Source organism: Nitratireductor sp. GCM10026969 (assembly GCF_042660605.1).
Classification (GTDB): Bacteria; Pseudomonadota; Alphaproteobacteria; order Rhizobiales; family Rhizobiaceae; genus Chelativorans.
Genome location: NZ_JBHSUM010000022.1, coordinates 27,371 through 44,686, shown reverse-complemented (window position 1 = coordinate 44,686; position 17,316 = coordinate 27,371). Strand labels below are relative to the sequence as shown.

Sequence of the window (17,316 nt, the reverse complement as noted above, 5' to 3'; positions counted from 1 at the left end):
AGGGCGCCTGTACATCGACGGCGGCGACCCGTTGCGCGTGATCCCGCTGGACGATTGACCGTCGGCCGGAGAGGCGCCGCCACGGGACGGCGCCCGCGGTTCATGCCGGTTCGACGATCGGGACGACCGTGCGCCGGCGGATGCCATGCGTGCGCACCGTGCTGTCGACGTGCCATTCCATGAGCGTGTTCAAGAGCGCCTGCTTGACCGCCGTCGCCTCGGGCTCGTCCCAGAGATTGCGCCGCTCGTGCGGGTCGTTCTCGAGGTCGAACAGTTGCCCGTACCGTTCCCCCGCGAAGTGGACGAGCTTGTGGGTGCGCGAGCGGACCATGGTCAGGTAGTCGGCACCGGTGAAGTTCACGTCGCCGCCCTGTTCGCAGAAGACATGGTCGCGCCCGGCGAAGTCCGCCCCTTCCAGCGCCGGATTGAGCGACATCGCCTCGTAGGACTCCTCCAGCGGCGCACCCGCCCATTCCAGGATCGTCGGCCCCAGGTCGAAGAGTTGCACCATTTCCTCGACCGTACGCCCACCCTGGAAGCGCTCGGGCGCGCTGACGATCAGCGGCACGCGCGTGACCTCCTCATAAGGGGCCCATTTCTGGCTCAAGCCGTGATCGCCCAGGCAATCGCCGTGATCGGAGGTGAAGACGATGATGGCATTGTCGAGCCGCCCCGCCTCTTCCAGCGCGTCGAGGATCTCGCCCACCTCACGGTCGATCATCTCCACATTGGCGTAGTAGTAGGCGCGCAGACGGTGGAGCTGCTCGCGGGAGGGGTTGAGGTCCCAGGCGACCGAATCATGGTCAACGTCCACGTCGTGATGCCGCTTTTCCACGAAGGGCGGCGGCAACTGCCGAAGCTCCTCGTCGTCGACCTGCGGCAGCGGCACGTCGCGCTTCATGTATTTGTCGGCGTAGTCGGGGGTCGGATCATAGGGCGGGTGCGGGCCGGGAAACCCGACGACGAGGAACAGCGGCTTTTCGAGCGGCTTCGTCTTGAGCCACCACTTCGTCATCCCGCCCACGAAATTGTCCGATTGCAGATGCGGCGGCAGATCCCAGGTGAAGGCGCCCAGCCGCGACTTGTAGTCGGGGCGCTTGCGGTATTCCTCGCGCTGCTGCTTCTTCAGCCCGTGGGCGGCGAGCGCCTTGTCCCATTCGTCGAAGAACCAGCGGCCCTCGTAGTAGCGGTCCTTGTTCTCCACCACGTAGCGCTCGTCGAAACCGGCCGGCGCGTCATAGGGGATGGTGTGCATCTTGCCGATATTGACCGTGTGGTAGCCCGCTTCGCGCAGCTTCGACACCCAGGTCCGGCTCCAGGCCTGCCCGTTGGCAAGCACGCCCGTGGTGTGCGGGTAATAACCCGAAAACAGGCTGGCGCGGCATGGCACGCAGCTCGGCGCGGTGACATGGCAATTGCTGAAGCTCACGCCGCGCGCGACCAGCCGGTCGATATTCGGCGTGTCCATGTGCTCAGCACCGAGGGCACGGATCGTGTCGTATCGCTGCTGGTCGGTGACGATCATCACGATATCGGGCTTCTGGGGCATTTTTTCTCCTTCTTGTTTGGCATGCCGGTGCGGACGAGCCGCAGGCACTACAGGCTCAGGTCGAAAAAGCGCTCGGCAAGAACGTCGATGTGCGCGCACATGGCGGTGCGGGCGACTTCCGGCAGGCGCCGCCGCATCGCCTTGTAGATCGCCTTGTGATCCTCGATGGAACGACGGCGGTTGGCCGGATGCCTGGTCTTGTCGTACCAGCGGTCCCAGAGCGAGCTTTCGCGCATCTTCCACAGATGCGCGACATAGCTCTCGATGACGCTGTTTCCCGCCGCCCGCGCGATCAGCATGTGAAACTCCACATCCGCCCTGTCGAATCGCGGTATGTCGTCGACGCGTGCTTCCATGCGCTCGATGCAATCGAAGATCGCCGCAAGCTGGTCCTCGGTCGCCCGCTGCGCGGCGCGGAAGGCCGATTCTCCCTCCACCACGCGGCGTGCTTCCAGGACCTCCCATGGGCCGACCTCCTCCACCGCGAGGAGGTCGCCGCGGTCGCGCTCGCGCATGTTCTCCGGCAGCACGAAAACCCCCGCCCCGAGGCGGATCTCCACGAAGCGCATGATCTCGAGCGCAAGCAGGGCCTCGCGCACGGTCGTCCGGCTGACCTCCAGCGTCGCAGCCAGCTCACGCTCCGGCGGCAGCCGGTCTCCGGTCTTGAAGACGCCGGAATTGATGCTGTCGGCCAGATGCTGGGCGATCTGCAGATAGCGGCGACCGCCGGACGGAAGCTCAAGCACGCTCATTCTTCAAAACTCCCTGCCGATTGCGAATCCGCGCCAAGAAGACCGGCCAGAACATCGTCAGCACGGCGAGCGCGAGAAAAAGCAGCGCATAGGGGCGCTGGAGAATTTCCCAGAAGTTCCCGTCGGACATCATAAGCGATGCGCGCAACTGCTCCTCGGCGATGGGGCTCAGGACGAAACCGATGACGAACGGTCCGAGGGGAACACGCGCGGCTTCCAGCCCGAGGCCGATGACGCCGAAGGCGATCATCACCCACACGTCGACGAAACTGCCGTTGATGGCATACGAGCCGACGACGCAGAAGATCAGGATCGGCCCCAGAAGCCCCGCGCGCGGGATCTGCGCCACCCGGGCGATATATTTCACCGCGCCCCACATCAGCACGAGCATGATGAGGTTGGCCACGAGATAGGCGGCGATGATGCCGTAGGCGATCTCGGGCGCGTTCTGGAACAGGAGCGGACCGGGCTGCAGATTGTGGATGGTCAGCGCGCCGATCAGGATCGCTTCGGTAACGCTGCCCGGAATGCCCATGGTGATGAGCGGTATGAGCGCCCCGCCGATGGAGGCGTTGTTGGCACACTCTCCGGCCACCACGCCGGGCTCATAGCCGGTGCCGAACCGCTCGGGCTCACGCGAGACCTGCTTGGCGGTGGTATAGGCCATAAGCGCCGCGATGTTCGCCCCGATGCCTGGCAGCAGGCCGATCCACGTGCCGATGACCGACGAGCGCAGCATATTGAGACCGTGCATCTTCGCGTCCGACCAGTGGACCGGCAGACGCGATTTCGGCAGCGCCGGCTTTTTCTTCGACACCGGCGCGGCGGCGTCGCGCAGGATCTGGCTGATGGCGAAGGCGCCGATCAGTACCGGCAGGAGCCCGAAACCCGACAGCAGAATGTCCTGGTCGAAAGTGAGCCTGGACTGGCCGGTGGAACTGTCGATGCCGGGCAGCGCGAAGGCCATTCCGAGCACGGCTGCCAGCAGCCCTTTCACCATGGAGCTGTGGGCGAGCGCGGCGAGCATGACCAGGGCCATGAGCACCAGCGTGAAATACTCCCACGGCCCGAACTGGAGCGCAAAACGGGCAAGGGCCGGCGACATGCCGGCGAGAAACATCCAAGAGATGATGCCGCCCACGACCGAGGCGAGGATCCCCAGGGCAAGCGCGCGCTCGGCCCTGTTGTCGCACGCCATCGGATAGCCGTCGAAGGTCGTGACGATCGATGCGGGCGTTCCGGGCATCCGCAGCAGAATGGCAGTGATCAGACTGCCGGAAATGCCGCCGACATACTCTCCGATCAGGAGCGTGACGGCGCTGACCGGATCCATGTGGAAGGTCAAAGGCAGGGTCAGCGCGATCAGCATGGAGGCCGTCAGGCCCGGTATGGCGCCGACGACGATGCCGAGCGCGGTGCCGGCGAACAGGAACGCCAAGTTCGGCCAAGTGAACAGGAGGATGAAGGCGTCGCCCATTTCAGCCGAAATCCACATAAAGGAAATGGGTGAAGACGTAGCCGAGCGCGAGAGCGAGCCCGAGTCCGATGGCGCCGAACAGCAGGCCCGTGCGCAGGTCGGCCCTGTGAAGGACGAGCCCGCTCACCATCATCATGGCGGTGGTGGCCGGCACGAAGGGCGCATGGGCGAAATCGAGCGCGCCGACATAGACGACCAGCGCGACCAGGATCAAAAGACCGCGCAACGGGCTCGCCGCCGAGGTCACGTCCTCGTCCGGCATGGCGGCGTCTTCGTCGTCGGATGATTTCCGGTGCAGCACCGCGCGGCCGGCGATGATGGCGCTGAAGATCAGCATGAGAACCGCCAATGCCCTTGGCAGGGCAGCCGAGCCCAGTGGATCGAAGCGCGGCGGCGGCAGGGACGCGGCGCCGTAAAGCAGCACCACCGCCACGATTGCGACCAGGCCCGCAAGGACGAGGTCCGCCGTCATCTCCCGGCTCTGTCTGCGCGAACGTTCCATTGCGCCACTCCCAACGGTCCCGACGCGAAGACTGCCCCTGCCCGCCTCGGCCTCGCCTCCGGTCTACTGGATGGTTGCCGCCACGTCCTCGAGTTGGTCGAGCGTCTCCCGGGCGTCGTCCATCGCCGCCCCGCCGTCCATCCAGTACGGCTCGAGCGTGTTGTTGCGGAAGTATTCGACGATCTCGGGATCGGCGATTGCCCTTTCCAACGCGCCGGCCAGGACGTCCATGGCCTCGTCGGGCGTGCCGGCCGGGGCCAGCCACCAGTTCGGGTTGGCCCAGGTGACGTCGTAGCCGAGTTCAGTGGCGGTCGGCACGTCGGGCAGATCGGGAAGGCGCTCGCGGCCGAAATAGACGAGGGCCTTCAGCCCATCGCCCTGCGCCAGGAACTCGGAAGCGGCGAACAGGGCGATATCGGCATTGCCGCCAAGCAGGAGACGCAGGCGGTCGGCACCGCTGTTGGCGGTCACGTAGCGCGTTTCGAACCCGGCCTCATTGGCTAGCATGGCGCCCACGAAATGGGGAATCGTGCCGATACCGACGGCCTCCACCAGACTGCGCGGCTCCTCCTTCAGATGCGCGATCAGTTCATCCAGCGTGTCGAAGGGCGCATCCTCGCGCACCGCCCAGACCGGGCTGCCGCCGCCGGTGTAGCCGATGGACTTGAAGTCATCCAGGCCGAAATTGCCCAGATCCATCGCTGCGGCGATCAGAAGCTGGTGATGCCAGTGCACGATGGTGTGACCGTCGGCATCCTCGCGCTGCATCTGGTTGACGGCATTGGCGCCAGCGCCGCCATCAACATTGACGACCGCCATGGCCTCGTCGAGCCAGCCCTTCTCCTGGATCTTCTCCGCAATGAGCCGCGCCACGACATCGGTGCGCCCGCCCGGCTTGAACGGCACGATGACCTTGACCGGCTTCGACGGAAATTCCTGCGCCGAGACCGCGCCCGATGATATTGGACCGACCAATCCGAAAGCGCCCGCCGCCATAGCGAGAAGCGCCAACGACCGCGCGGAACGCCAGATCCAATGGAAACTATGTCCATATGCCATGAAAACTCCTCCCTTTCAGCGCCATTCAACTTGCCTCGAATGGCCCAACCACTATACTAGTCATATCCTTATTGTCTAGACCAGTCGAGCAGCATGCACTGATCGCGGGAGGAGCCCATGGACGAACGTCCGGACATCGTCATGGTCATGACCGACCAGCATGCCGCGCGTATCCTGGGGTGCGCCGGCGACGGGATCGCCGAGACACCCAATCTGGACCGACTGGCCAGCCAGGGCACACGGTTCGAGAACTGCTATTGCCCTTCCCCGCTCTGCGTTCCCTCGCGCATGGCGTTCTTGAGCGGCCTCGAGCCGCATCGCTCCGGCGTATTCACCAATGACGACTATCTCGCTTCGGACATCCCGACCATCGCTCACGCGCTCGGCGCGGCGGGCTATGACTGCCGGCTGGTGGGGCGCATGCATTTCTACGGCCCCGATCAGTTGCACGGCTTCGGCGCGCGACCCGTCGGCGACATCGGCGCGAGTTTTCCCGGCGCGCCGCCGCCGGACATCGGTCCGCTGACGAAGGGGCGCGGCAACAGGGGGCCGGAACTGGAGCATTCCGGCGCCGGCGAGACATCCTATCAGGCCTATGACAAGGCGGTGGCCGAACAGGCGATCGAGACCTTGCATGCGCTTGCCGGACAGCGCCGACGCTCCGGCAAGCCCTTCTTCCTGCTGGTGAGCTTCTTCTGCCCCCATCCACCCTATATCGCCCGGCGTGCCGACTACGACGTCTTCGACGGCCGCGTGCCGCCGCCGGCCCTCGGCGCGCCGGAGACGGATCACCCGGCGATCGCTGCCTGGCGGGAAGCCGGCGGCATCGACGCCGTCTCGGCCCAGGCGACGCAAAGAAGCCGTACTGCCTATTACGGCCTGGTGCGCATGATTGACCGCCTGTGCGGCCGGCTTTTCGACGCCATCGATACGCTCGGCCTCGACAATGCCGTGACCATCTACGCCTCCGACCACGGAGAATGTCTGGGGGAGCGCGGATTGTGGTGGAAAAGCGTCATGTACGACCAAAGCGCGAAAGTGCCGCTGGTGATCCGCGCGCCCGACATGCCCCCGGACATGGTGGACGGGCGCGTGACCAATCTCATCGATCTTTCGGCGACGATCCTGGGCTGGGCCGAAGCCCCTGCCCTGCCGCAACACGCCGGACGCGACCTGCGAAGGTCTGTGGGGTGGAAGAACGAGACCTATAGCGCTTATTATGGCGGGCTCATGAATATCAGCCTTCCTCCCTTGCGTCATCGCATGGTCCGCACGGACCGGTATAAACTCATCTGGTTCGATGGCGAGGAGCCGATGCTGTTCGATCTCGAGGCGGATCCGCTCGAACAGAATGATCTGGCGGACGACCCCACCTGCGCGGCGACCGTTTCGGCGCTTGGACGGAAGATGCTCGAGGGCTGGGATCCGGCAGAGATCGCCACGCGCCAGGATCTTAATCGGGCGCGGGCTCGTGTGATCCGCCAATGGGTTCGCGCCACGCGGCCACAAGAGCCGGCGCGGTGGCTCGATCCGCATCCGGGACGCAACCGCTATGAGTGAATGCGCGGAAAGAACAAAACGCTGCTGTCCCTCCGTCTCGCGCTCCGGGACCGTTCCTGCGGCACAAACGGCCGTTGCGGCCGGCGCCCGCACCGAGACCCCTCCAGCGCGGCTCATTTCCATCAAGGGCGGCACCGCGGTGACGGGGACGAACACGCCTCTTCTGCGCCAGGACGGCGAGGGCCCCGCGCGGACACATCGCCTGCGCCCTTATCGGATCGATCCCCACGCGGTGACCAACGCCTGGTTCAAACGCTTCATCGAGGCGACCGGCTACCGCACGGACGCGGAGCGTTTCGGCTGGTCTCTGGTCTTTTATGCGTTCGTGCCGGAGGGCACGGAGGTTCAAAGCGTCGTCGAAACGCCGTGGTGGCTCAAGGTGCAGGGCGCGGACTGGGCGCATCCTTCCGGCCCGCAATCGTCGCTCGACGGGCTGGAGGATCATCCCGTCACGCACGTCTCGTGGCGCGACGCGACGGCATTTGCCGAATGGGCCGGCGGACGCCTGCCCACCGAAGCCGAGTGGGAGCATGCCGCACGCGGCGGCCTGCAGAATGCGATATTCCCCTGGGGCGAGACCGAGCCGACGGACGAGGCGCCATTGTGCAATATCTGGCAGGGGCGCTTCCCTCACGACAACACCCTGGCCGACGGCTATTTCGCAACGGCACCCGTCGACAGCTTCGCGCCGAACACCAACGGCCTCTACAATATGGCCGGCAATGTCTGGGAATGGTGCGCGGACGCCTTCCGCATCCGCTCGGTCGGGGGCCGCGCGCGCCAGGCCGACCGCGCGGCGGCAGCGCAAGGCATGAAGCTGCTCAAGGGCGGCTCCTACCTTTGCCACAAGTCCTACTGCTACCGCTATCGGATCGCCGCACGCACCAGCGCCAGCGCCGACAGCTCGACCGGCCACATGGGCTTCCGGCTGGTTTTCGACGGTTAGAGGGACACCGGTTTACCGTTGGCGTCATCGCCCGGCGGAGGCGACCTTCTCTTTCCAGAGTTTTGCGTAGCGGCGCAACGCCTCGTCCTCGCCGGTTGGGCCGATGGTCGCGGATGGCGGAGCGGTGCCGGGCATACCCGCCAACAAGGCCACGCCCAGGCTCGTGCCCGTCCCCCCACCGTCCTGAACCGCCACCGGGCGCCCCGTCGTGGCCGACAGCATCGACAGATAGGGACGGTTCGTAGCGAACGGGCCTTCGACAACGGTTTGGCCCCGCGCGCCGACAAGATCCAGACAGGTGACCGTCATCAGCGCAAGATAGAACGAGGCGGCAACGAAGCGCCGGCCTTCGGCGGGCTCCGTGCCGCTCCAACCGCCTTGCCTGTCGGGATAAGGGCCTGTGCCGCCCTCTACCGAGGGGAGCAACATGACCGCTTCCGACAGCACGGCATGAAGGTCGTTCTCCCGCCAGTCCTTGCCCGCACCGTCCATGACACGTTCGAACTCCCGGCCGCCCATGAACCGGGCGGAGGGCACCGGGTCACCATGGGCATTCACGTTGATCAGCGTGTCACGCGCGGGATCGAGCGGCAGATCGCCGCCACCCACCGCCATGGCGATCACCCAGGTACCGGTCGACACGACGGCAAAGGGCTGCTCCCGCATGAGGAGATGGGGCAGGAGCGAGGCGTTCGAGTCGTGGATTCCGCACGCGACCGGGGTTGCCGGGTCGAGCCCGGTCCGGCGGGCGACGTCGGGCAGGATCGGCCCGAGCACCGCATCCGCGCGGCGCAGTGGCGGAAAGAGCGCGCGCCAGACCATTCGGTCGACCAGCGACGCATAATCCCGCTTCCTCGGGTTCCAGAGATCGGTATGGCAGCCCAGCGACGTAACCTCGCCTGCGGCGATCCCGGTGAGCCTGTAGCCCCAGAACTGCGGATAGGTAAGCACCGCTTCCACCCGGCCGAACGCGTCCGGGAATGTCCGCTCAAGCCAGAAGAGCTGCGCACCGACGTTCAAGCCGTTCGGCAGCTTCGGCGATCCAGTCTCCGCGAATGGGGACCGGACCGTCTCATACTCCTCGCGCAGACCGTCGGGACCATCATGCTCATAGTCGAGAACCGGCAGGACAAGGTCGCCGGCGGCACCGACGAGCGCCGCCGTCGCACCGTGCGTGGTGAGCGAAATCGCATCGAGGGGATGTTCGCGGCCGAGCGCGGAAAGGCCGTCGAGGATGAAGGACCACAAGGCTTCGATATCGTGGTGCGGATAGGGGCCGCCGGCCAGCGGCCGGTTCGGCGTCTTGCGCACGGCGACCTCGCAAAGGTCTTCGAGGTCGACCAGCGCCAGCTTGGCGTTGGTCTTGCCGATGTCGATGACGACGACGTGGCGGATATCAGCCATCCTCAATCCATGTGGAAGACGGTTTCGAGCGGCACGACGACCGGCTCGTTGTCGGGCTTGGTCTCCATGATGTCGGCCATATGCGCCCACCAGCGCTGCATCACCGGGTGGCTCGGCAGATCGTCCATGGTGTGGCCGTCGGCGCGCCACAGCACGCCGAAGAGCGTCCCGGTCTCCTCGTCGAGGTGGATGGAATAGTCGGAAATGCCGGCCCGCTTCAGGAGCGCCACCAGCTCGGGCCAGATGGCGTCGTGCCGGCGCCTGTATTCGTCCTTCATGCCGGGATTGAGCTTCATCCTGAAGGCATATTTCTCGGGCATCAGCCGCTCCGCGCCGCCTTCAGGCGGTTCCACAGGATCGGTAAGGCGATCACGGTGATCAGAAGCAGCCCGGTGAAGATCGACATGACGATACCGGGCACGTTGAGGAGACCGAGGCCGAAGGTCACCAACCCCATGATGAAGGCGGCGAGCACCACGCCGATGATGGAACCCGCGCCGCCGAGAATGCTCACCCCGCCCAGCACCACCATGGTGATGACCTCGAGCTCATATCCGAAGGCGATGGAAGGCCGGGTCGAGGCGAGGCGCGAAGTGATCAGCACCGCCGCCACGCCGGCCATCAGGCCGGTCAGGCAGAAAAGGATGAACTTCACCCGCTCCACGCGGATGCCGGAGAAGGCGGCGGCGACGCGGTTGTTGCCGATGGCGAAGACCGCGCGGCCGAAGCTGGTGCGGTGAAGCAGGAACCAGAAGACGACGGCAGCAACCAGGAACAGGACGAACTCGAAGGAGACTACCCACCAGACGTAACCCTGGCCGAAGAAGCCGAAGCTTTGTGGATAGCCCTTGTAGGCCTGGTCGCCGAGGATGATGTAGGCGATGCCGCGGAAGAGGCTCATCGTGCCGATCGTGACGACGATGGACGGCAGGCCGAGCCGCGTCACGAGTAGCCCGTTGAAGGCGCCGCAGGCAAGGCCTGTCCCCAGGCCGATCAGCACCAGGGCGGGCGTGTCGAAGCCCGCCTGCACGGCCATGCCCATGAGCGTCGAGGCGAACGTGATGATCGCCGCCACCGACAGGTCGATCTCGCCGGAGATGATGAGCAGCGCCATGGCGAGCGCGATCAGCCCTTTCTCGACGAAATTGAAGGTCAGGTCCGACAGCGACCATGCATTCAGGAAATAGGGCGAGGCGAGGCTGTTGATGACGAAGATCGCAACGGCGATCAAAACCAGGAGCATCTCCCAGCTGAAGAGAGCCGCTGCCAGTGGCCGGTCGAGCCGGTCTGGGATGTGGCGCCGCGCCTTGGTCAGGTCCGTCGTCGTCATGCCGTTGCCGCCCTCCTGAGGATGATGCGCCCTTTCTTGCATTCGCCACGGGCGTTGAGAACGACGGCGAGCAGGATCGCCGCGCCCGAGATGGCGAGCTGCCAGAAGGGCGAGATGTTGATGACGGGAAGCGCGTTGTTGATGATGCCGAGGAACAGCGCGCCCATCACCGCGCCCGCCACGCTGCCGATGCCGCCGGCAATCGAGATACCGCCGATCACGCAGGCCGCCACGATGGTGAGCTCGTAGCCGCTCGCCACTTCCACCGAGGCGATCACGTAGCGCGAGATCCACAGATAGCCGCACAGCCCCGAGACGAGCCCGGAGATCACGAAGGCGATAAACTTCGTGCGGCCGACGTCGATGCCCGTATAGACGGCGGCCGTCGGGTTGACGCCGATCGCATAGATGGCACGGCCGAGCGGCGTGCGGGTCATCAAGAGGTAAAAGACGGCGATCGCAGCGATCGCGAACCACGACAGTACCGGCAGGCCGAGGATCGTCCCGCGCTGGAGATTGATGAAGGCTTCGCTCATTTGGTCGGCGTTGACCCAGGCGCCGCCGGAGACCACGAAGGCGGCGCCGCGGAAGACCGTCAGCGTGCCCAGCGTGACGACGATGGGCGGTATGCCCAGAAGCCAGACGAGCAGGCCGTTGAAGGCGCCGAGTGCCGCGCCGATCAGCATGGCGAGCGCGATCAGAATCGCCACCGGGATTTCGGGAAAGGCGGCGTTCGTCATGGCCACAACCATGCCGGTGAAGGCGAGGTTGGAGGCCATGGACAGATCGATGGAGCGCGTCAGGATCACCGCCATCTGGCCGAGCGCCAGGATGATCAGGATCGAGGTGTCGTTGAAAACCCTCAAGAGGTTGCCCGGCGCCGCGAAAGCCGGAAAGCGCGTGGCGATCAGCCCGATCAGAAGCACGATCGCGGCCAGGAGCCAGATCTCGCGATTTTTCAAAAGCGTCCTCATGCGGCGATCCCCGCGGCTGCCCGCACCAGCGTCTCGGCGTCGAGTCCGTCATTGTCCAAGATGGTGGCGATCCGGCCCTCGCGCATGACGACGATGCGATCCGACATGCCGAGCACCTCCGGCAGCTCGGAAGAGACCATGATCACCGACAGCCCGCCTGCGACCAGTTCCGCCATGAAGGCGTGGACGGCGGCCTTGGAGCCGATGTCGATGCCCTTGGTCGGCTCGTCGAGGATGATCACCTTCGGCTCGGTCGCCAGCCATTTGGCGATCACCACCTTCTGCTGGTTGCCACCCGAAAGCGTGCCGACATCCTGGGAAAGCGAGGCTGCACGCAGGTCGAGCCTTTCGGCATAGATGCGGGCAAGGCGGAACTCCTCCGCCAGCCGCAGAACGCCGTGCTTCGAAGTCCGCTTCAGCGAGGGCAGCGAGATGTTCTGGAAGATCGGCAGGCCGATCACCACGCCCTGGCTGCCGCGCTCCTCCGGCACATAGGCGATGCCGGAGGCGACGGCGTCGGCGGCCGATTTCGGCGCTATTGTGCTGCCGGCGAGCGTCATCGTGCCGGCACTCACAGGCGTCATGCCGGCGATCGCCTGCATGACCTCGCTGCGCCCGGCGCCGACGAGACCGTAGAAGCCGAGGATCTCGCCCTTTCGCAATTCAAAGCTGATGTCGTCGAATTCGGTCGGGTGCGAGAGCCCGGAAACTTTGAGCAGCGGGCCGCCGATCGTCGGCTTGCGCTCGGGAAAGATGGTGTCGACCGCACGGCCCACCATCATGCGCACGATCTGCCGCTGATCGGTCTCGGCCAACAGGCCCTCGCCCACCATCTCGCCGTCGCGGAAGACGGTGTAGCGGTCGGCGATGCGCTCGATCTCGTCGAACTTGTGGCTGATGAAGAGGATCGCCTTGCCTTCCTCCTTGAGGAACTCGATCAGGAGGAAGAGCTCTTCGATCTCCTTTGCCGAAAGGGCGGCCGTCGGCTCATCCATGATGACGATCTGCGCGTCGATCGACATGGCGCGCCCGACGGCGACCAGATGCTTGTTGGCGATGCCGAGGTCGCGCAGCCGCGCGGTCGGATCGATGTGCGCGGCACGCATGGCGTCCAGCACCTCTCGGGCCTCAGCATGCATCCTGCGCCAGTCGATTGTGCCGAACCGGGTCTTCGGCGCGTGGCCCAGGAAGATGTTTTCGGCCACCGAGAGATCGTCGAACAGCACCGTCTCCTGATGGATGGCGGTAATCCCGTTTTCGAAGGCCGCATGGGCGCTCGGCAGCTTGACCGGCGCGCCGTCGATCCTGATTTCACCCGCATCAGGCTGGTAGATGCCGGTCAGGATCTTCACCAGGGTCGACTTGCCGGCGCCGTTCTCGCCGATCAGCGCCGTCACCTGGCCCGGGTAGAGCGCGAGGCTGACATCGGAGAGCGCACGCACGCCGGGGAAACTTTTGGTGATCCCCGCCAGCGTCAGCCGCGGCCGTGCGGCGCTTTCCGGCTGGCGCAGTTCGCTGATTGGAGCCGATGCATGCATGGTCATTCCCGTAGCCGGCCGGCGACCGGATGAGGGTGCGGCAAAGCCGTACTTCGCCGCACCCGTGGTTGGCCGAAGGTCAGTAGATCTTCGAGAACTCATCGATGTTCGACTCGTCGAACTGAAACGGGGGCGCCATGGCCGCCGCATTGTTCTCGTCGAGCGTCACCTCGCCGACCCGGCCGATGGACAGCGTGGCGCCGGGCTCGGCTTCGGCCTGATCCGTCGCCAGAGAGTGGGCGAGATAGACGGCGGAGTAGCCGAGGTCGATCGGGTTCCACAGCGCAACGGCCTGGCTGGCGCCGTTGTCGATGAACTGCTTGAACTCCGACGGCAGCGCGAGGCCGGTGACGTTGATCTCGCCGATCAGGTCCATGTCCGTCACCACCTGGGCGGCGGAAACGACGCCCACCGTCGTCGGCGCGATGATAGCGTCGAGATCGGGATAGGAGGCGATCAGGCCCTTGGCCTCGTTGGTGCTTTTCACCGAGTCGTCGTCGCCGTAGACGACGGCGACGAGGTTGATGTCGGGGAACTTCTCCGGCAGCACTTGTTTGGCCGCGTCGATCCAGGCGTTCTGGTTGGTCGCCGTCGAGGAAGCGGACAGGATCGCCACGTCGCCTCCGTCCGGCAGATAGTCGGCGGCAAGCTTGATGATGGTCTCGCCGATCAGGTCGGTGTCGGACGGGTTGAGGTGCACTTCACGGCCCTCGGGCGCGACGCCCGAGTCCCACGAGATCACGGTGATGCCGCGGGCCATCGCCTTCTTCAGCGCCGGTACCAACGCATCCGGATCGTTGGCCGAGATCGCGATGGCGTCGACCTGCTGGGCGATCAGCGAATTGACGATCTCAATCTGGCCTTCCGCCGTCGCCGAGGTCGGGCCGGTATAGATGATCTCGACGTCGCCGATCTCCTCGGCAGCTTCCTCGGCCCCTTTGGCCGCGGCGTCGAAGAAGCCGTTGCCGAGCGACTTCACCACCAGCGCGATCTTGACCTCGTCGGCCTGGGCCGCGCCGGTCAGCATGGCGGTCGTGATCGCCGCCGTTGCGAAGAGTTTCTTCCAGAATGCCATATCTTCCTCCCTTTGGTTCGAATGATCGGTGTCGCCGGTCTCAGGCGGGTATCGACGACTCCTCCGGTTTCGACACGGAACTGCGCGCGACCACCAGGCCGACGCCCGCCTCCTCAAGCATCTTGGCCTCGTGGTCCTCGATGCCCTCATCGGTGATCACGGTCGCGATGCGCGAGAGTCCGCACAGGATCAGGCTCGAGCGCTGACGGAACTTGGAGGAGTCCACCAGCACGACCAGCTCGTCCGCCTGGTCGATCAGCTTCTGCTCGGCCTGGATCAGGAGCGGATCGCCCTCCATCAGGCCGAGCGGCCCGAGCCCCTGCGCGCCCATGAACATGCGCCGGGCATAGAAATTGCGCGTCACGTCGTTCTCGAAAGGCGACAGGATGATGTTCTGCTCGCGGTAAATCGTGCCGCCCGACAGCATCACCGTGTTCTTGGAATGCTTCAGAAGGTGCTCGGCGATCGGAAAGGAGTTGGTGAAGATCGGCATGCGCCGGTTTGAAAGGTAATGCACCATCTGGAAGGTCGTCGTGCCGCCGTTGATGATGATCGGCTCGCCGTCCGAGCAAAGCTCCACCGCCTCGCGGGCGATCGCCCGCTTCTGGGCGGAGTGCATGGTCTCGTTGACTTTGAAGGGCCGGCCCGCCAGGCCGATGAACTGCGGCGGCGTGATCGCCTCGGCGCCACCGCGCACTCGGCGCAGGCGCTTCTGCACATGCAGCGCCGCAATGTCGCGCCGGATCGTCGCCTCGGAGGAGGAGGTCAGTTCGACGAGCTCCTGGACCGTGACGACAGGCCTTTCCTGGACGGCCGACAGGATGATTCGATGACGCTCTTTCTCGTGCATGGCTCCTCCCAATGCAGGCTATTTGCACACCGATCCCGCACAGTGTCAATCATATTCGATCATTAATTCTCATACTGCAGCGCAATATGATCGATAATGATCGAACATGATTGACATACGACCACGGCTCGTGTGATTTTGGCGGCGGTCGTTTGCGCCGGAGCCGGCGCGCCAAGGGAGGAACCTGCGATGCTCGAAACACGCTCCGCCGCGCGGCTGGCCGATCTTTGGGACGAGGCCAAGGCCGCATCGATGAGCGAGCCCGAGCGGCTGCTGTACCGCTCGAACCTGCTCGGATCGGACAAGCGCATCACCAATTACGGCGGCGGCAACACCTCGGCCAAGGTCACCGAGAAGGACCCGCTCACCGGCGAAGAGGTCGAGGTGCTGTGGGTGAAGGGTTCCGGCGGCGATGTCGGCACGATGAAGCTCGACGGCTTCGCCACGCTCTACATGGATAAACTCACCGCGCTGAAGGGGCTTTACCGCGGTCCCGAGCATGAGGACGAGATGGTCGGCTACCTGCCGCACTGTACCTTCGATCTCAACCCGCGTGCGGCCTCCATCGACACGCCGCTGCACGCCTTCGTGCCCTTTAAGCATGTCGACCACATGCACCCCGACGCCATCATCGCCATCGCCGCCGCGAAGGACAGCAAGGCGCTGACGGCGCAGATCTTCGGTGACGAGATCGGTTGGCTGCCGTGGAAGCGGCCGGGCTTCGAGCTCGGGCTGTGGCTGGAAAAATTCTGCCGCGAAAATCCGCATGCCAAGGGCGTCATCCTGGAAAGCCACGGGCTCTTCACCTGGGGCGATACGGCGCGCGAGGCCTATGCGACGACGATTCGCATCATCAACCGCGCCATCGAATGGTTCGAAGCGGAGACCGGCGACAAGCCCACCTTCGGGGGTGCGGTACATGAGCCGTTACCGGAAGCCGAGCGGCGCGCCATTGCCGCGCGGCTGATGCCGGCGATCCGCGGTCTGATCTCCGCCGACGAGCACAAGGTCGGCCATTTCGAAGACAGCGCGGCGGTGCTCGCATTCGTCGGCGCGAAAGACTTCGAAAGGCTCGCGCCCCTCGGCACGAGCTGCCCCGACCACTTCCTGCGCACCAAGATCAGGCCGCTGGTCGTCGATTTCGACCCGGCAAAGCCGGACGTGGAGGAAACCCTTGCGGCATTGCCTGCGGCGATCGAGGACTACCGTGAGGGCTATGCCGCCTATTACGCGCGCTGCAAGCGGCCCGACAGCCCCGCCATGCGCGACCCTAATGCGGTGGTCTATCTGGTACCGGGCGTCGGCATGATCACCTTCGCCAAGGACAAGGCAACGGCGCGCGTTTCGGCCGAGTTCTACGTCAATGCGATCAATGTCATGCGCGGAGCCTCCTCCGTGTCCGAGTATATGGGCCTGCCGGAACAGGAGGCCTTCGACATCGAATACTGGCTTTTGGAGGAAGCCAAGCTGCAGCGCATGCCCAAACCCAAGCCGCTTGCGGGGCGCATTGCGCTGGTGACGGGCGGGGCCGGCGGCATCGGCTATGCCATAGCCGAGCGCTTCCTGCGCGAGGGCGCCGGCGTGGTGCTGGCCGACATCGACGACGCGGCGCTGGAATCCGCGGAAGCCGAGCTTTCCGGGCGCCATTCGGCGGATCTGGTGCGCACTGTGCATCTCGACGTCACACGCGAAGAGGACGTGGCCGACGCCTTCCTTCATGCCGCACGGGAATATGGCGGGCTCGACTTCCTCGTCTCCAATGCCGGCATCTCCTCCTCCGCGCCGGTCGAGGACACCGAGCTTTCCATGTGGAACCGGAACATGGACATCCTGTCGACCGGCTATTTCCTCGTCGCGCGGGCGGCCTTCCGCCTGATGAAGGCGCAAGGGATCGGCGGGTCGATCGTCTTCATCTCCTCCAAGAACGGCCTTGCCGCCTCGCCCAATGCGGCGGCCTACTGCACGGCCAAGGCGGCCGAGATCCACCTCGCCCGCTGCCTGGCGCTGGAGGGGGCGGAATTCGGCATCCGCGTCAACACGGTCAATCCCGACGCGGTGCTGCGCGGCTCCAAGATCTGGTCGAGTGAGTGGCGCGAGCAGCGGGCGGCGGCCTACAACATGGCGCCGGACGAACTGGAGGAACACTACCGCAAGCGCTCGCTGCTGAAACGCAGTGTCTATCCCGAGGACGTCGCCGAGGCCGCCTATTTCTTCGTCTCCGACATGTCGGCCAAATCGACCGGCAACATCGTCAATGTCGACGCCGGCAACGCGCAGGCGTTCACGCGGTGAGACGAGAG

General features: G+C 65.2%; 15 protein-coding genes. 3 read left to right on the top strand and 12 right to left on the bottom strand.

The window, feature by feature from the left end; translation table 11 throughout:
• Positions 1 to 100 precede the first annotated feature (100 nt).
• From ACFP9U_RS07735 to ACFP9U_RS07715, 5 genes are all read right to left on the bottom strand, one after another.
• A complete protein-coding gene (locus tag ACFP9U_RS07735; protein WP_378620316.1) occupies positions 101 to 1,549 on the bottom strand; it encodes a sulfatase in 1,449 nt (482 codons plus the stop codon).
• Positions 1,550 to 1,596: 47 nt separating this feature from the next.
• Positions 1,597 to 2,301 (bottom strand): FadR/GntR family transcriptional regulator, encoded by a 705-nt coding sequence (locus tag ACFP9U_RS07730; RefSeq protein ID WP_378620314.1) that lies wholly within the window; start codon positions 2,299 to 2,301, stop codon positions 1,597 to 1,599.
• The gene (locus ACFP9U_RS07725; RefSeq protein WP_378620311.1) at positions 2,288 to 3,778 is read right to left on the bottom strand and encodes a tripartite tricarboxylate transporter permease; all 1,491 of its coding nucleotides are present in this window, start codon (positions 3,776 to 3,778) and stop codon (positions 2,288 to 2,290) included. Before ACFP9U_RS07725 ends, ACFP9U_RS07730 begins: the two co-directional genes overlap by 14 nt.
• Before the next feature lies 1 nt (position 3,779).
• On the bottom strand, positions 3,780 to 4,280 hold the full coding sequence (locus ACFP9U_RS07720; RefSeq protein WP_378620309.1) for a tripartite tricarboxylate transporter TctB family protein: 501 nt from the start codon (positions 4,278 to 4,280) through the stop codon (positions 3,780 to 3,782).
• Between the two features lie 63 nt (positions 4,281 to 4,343).
• Positions 4,344 to 5,339, bottom strand: coding sequence for a tripartite tricarboxylate transporter substrate binding protein (locus tag ACFP9U_RS07715; protein WP_378620307.1), 996 nt, complete (start codon positions 5,337 to 5,339; stop codon positions 4,344 to 4,346).
• Positions 5,340 to 5,456: 117 nt separating this feature from the next.
• Here ACFP9U_RS07715 and ACFP9U_RS07710 point away from each other — a divergent pair, with 117 nt between their 5' ends.
• On the top strand, positions 5,457 to 6,899 hold the full coding sequence (locus ACFP9U_RS07710) for a sulfatase-like hydrolase/transferase (RefSeq protein ID WP_378620305.1): 1,443 nt from the start codon (positions 5,457 to 5,459) through the stop codon (positions 6,897 to 6,899).
• Positions 6,892 to 7,845: a formylglycine-generating enzyme family protein gene (locus ACFP9U_RS07705; RefSeq protein WP_378620303.1), complete on the top strand. Its 954-nt coding sequence runs from the start codon at positions 6,892 to 6,894 to the stop codon at positions 7,843 to 7,845. The genes ACFP9U_RS07710 and ACFP9U_RS07705 overlap by 8 nt, the downstream gene beginning before the upstream one ends.
• 24 nt (positions 7,846 to 7,869) lie before the next feature.
• Here ACFP9U_RS07705 and ACFP9U_RS07700 read toward each other — a convergent pair whose 3' ends face one another.
• The 7 genes from ACFP9U_RS07700 to ACFP9U_RS07670 form a co-directional block, all read right to left on the bottom strand.
• Positions 7,870 to 9,249 carry an FGGY-family carbohydrate kinase gene (locus ACFP9U_RS07700; protein ID WP_378620301.1) on the bottom strand — a complete coding sequence of 460 codons (1,380 nt, stop codon included), beginning with the start codon at positions 9,247 to 9,249 and terminating at the stop codon, positions 7,870 to 7,872.
• Between the two features lie 2 nt (positions 9,250 to 9,251).
• On the bottom strand, positions 9,252 to 9,569 hold the full coding sequence (gene rhaM / locus ACFP9U_RS07695) for an L-rhamnose mutarotase (RefSeq protein WP_378620298.1): 318 nt from the start codon (positions 9,567 to 9,569) through the stop codon (positions 9,252 to 9,254).
• Entirely contained in the window at positions 9,569 to 10,579 is a 1,011-nt protein-coding gene (locus tag ACFP9U_RS07690) for an ABC transporter permease (protein ID WP_378620296.1), read from the bottom strand. Before ACFP9U_RS07690 ends, rhaM begins: the two co-directional genes overlap by 1 nt.
• The gene (locus tag ACFP9U_RS07685; RefSeq protein ID WP_378620295.1) at positions 10,576 to 11,553 is read right to left on the bottom strand and encodes an ABC transporter permease; all 978 of its coding nucleotides are present in this window, start codon (positions 11,551 to 11,553) and stop codon (positions 10,576 to 10,578) included. Before ACFP9U_RS07685 ends, ACFP9U_RS07690 begins: the two co-directional genes overlap by 4 nt.
• Entirely contained in the window at positions 11,550 to 13,091 is a 1,542-nt protein-coding gene (locus tag ACFP9U_RS07680) for a sugar ABC transporter ATP-binding protein (protein WP_378620322.1), read from the bottom strand. Before ACFP9U_RS07680 ends, ACFP9U_RS07685 begins: the two co-directional genes overlap by 4 nt.
• A 79-nt stretch (positions 13,092 to 13,170) precedes the next feature.
• Entirely contained in the window at positions 13,171 to 14,166 is a 996-nt protein-coding gene (rhaS, locus tag ACFP9U_RS07675) for a rhamnose ABC transporter substrate-binding protein (RefSeq protein WP_378620293.1), read from the bottom strand.
• Between the two features lie 40 nt (positions 14,167 to 14,206).
• A complete protein-coding gene (locus ACFP9U_RS07670) occupies positions 14,207 to 15,016 on the bottom strand; it encodes a DeoR/GlpR family DNA-binding transcription regulator (protein ID WP_378620291.1) in 810 nt (269 codons plus the stop codon).
• A gap of 189 nt (positions 15,017 to 15,205) precedes the next feature.
• Between ACFP9U_RS07670 and ACFP9U_RS07665 the strand changes: the two genes are divergently transcribed.
• Complete coding sequence (locus ACFP9U_RS07665; protein WP_378620289.1) at positions 15,206 to 17,308, top strand: bifunctional rhamnulose-1-phosphate aldolase/short-chain dehydrogenase; 2,103 nt, start codon at positions 15,206 to 15,208, stop codon at positions 17,306 to 17,308.
• Positions 17,309 to 17,316: the final 8 nt, after the last annotated feature.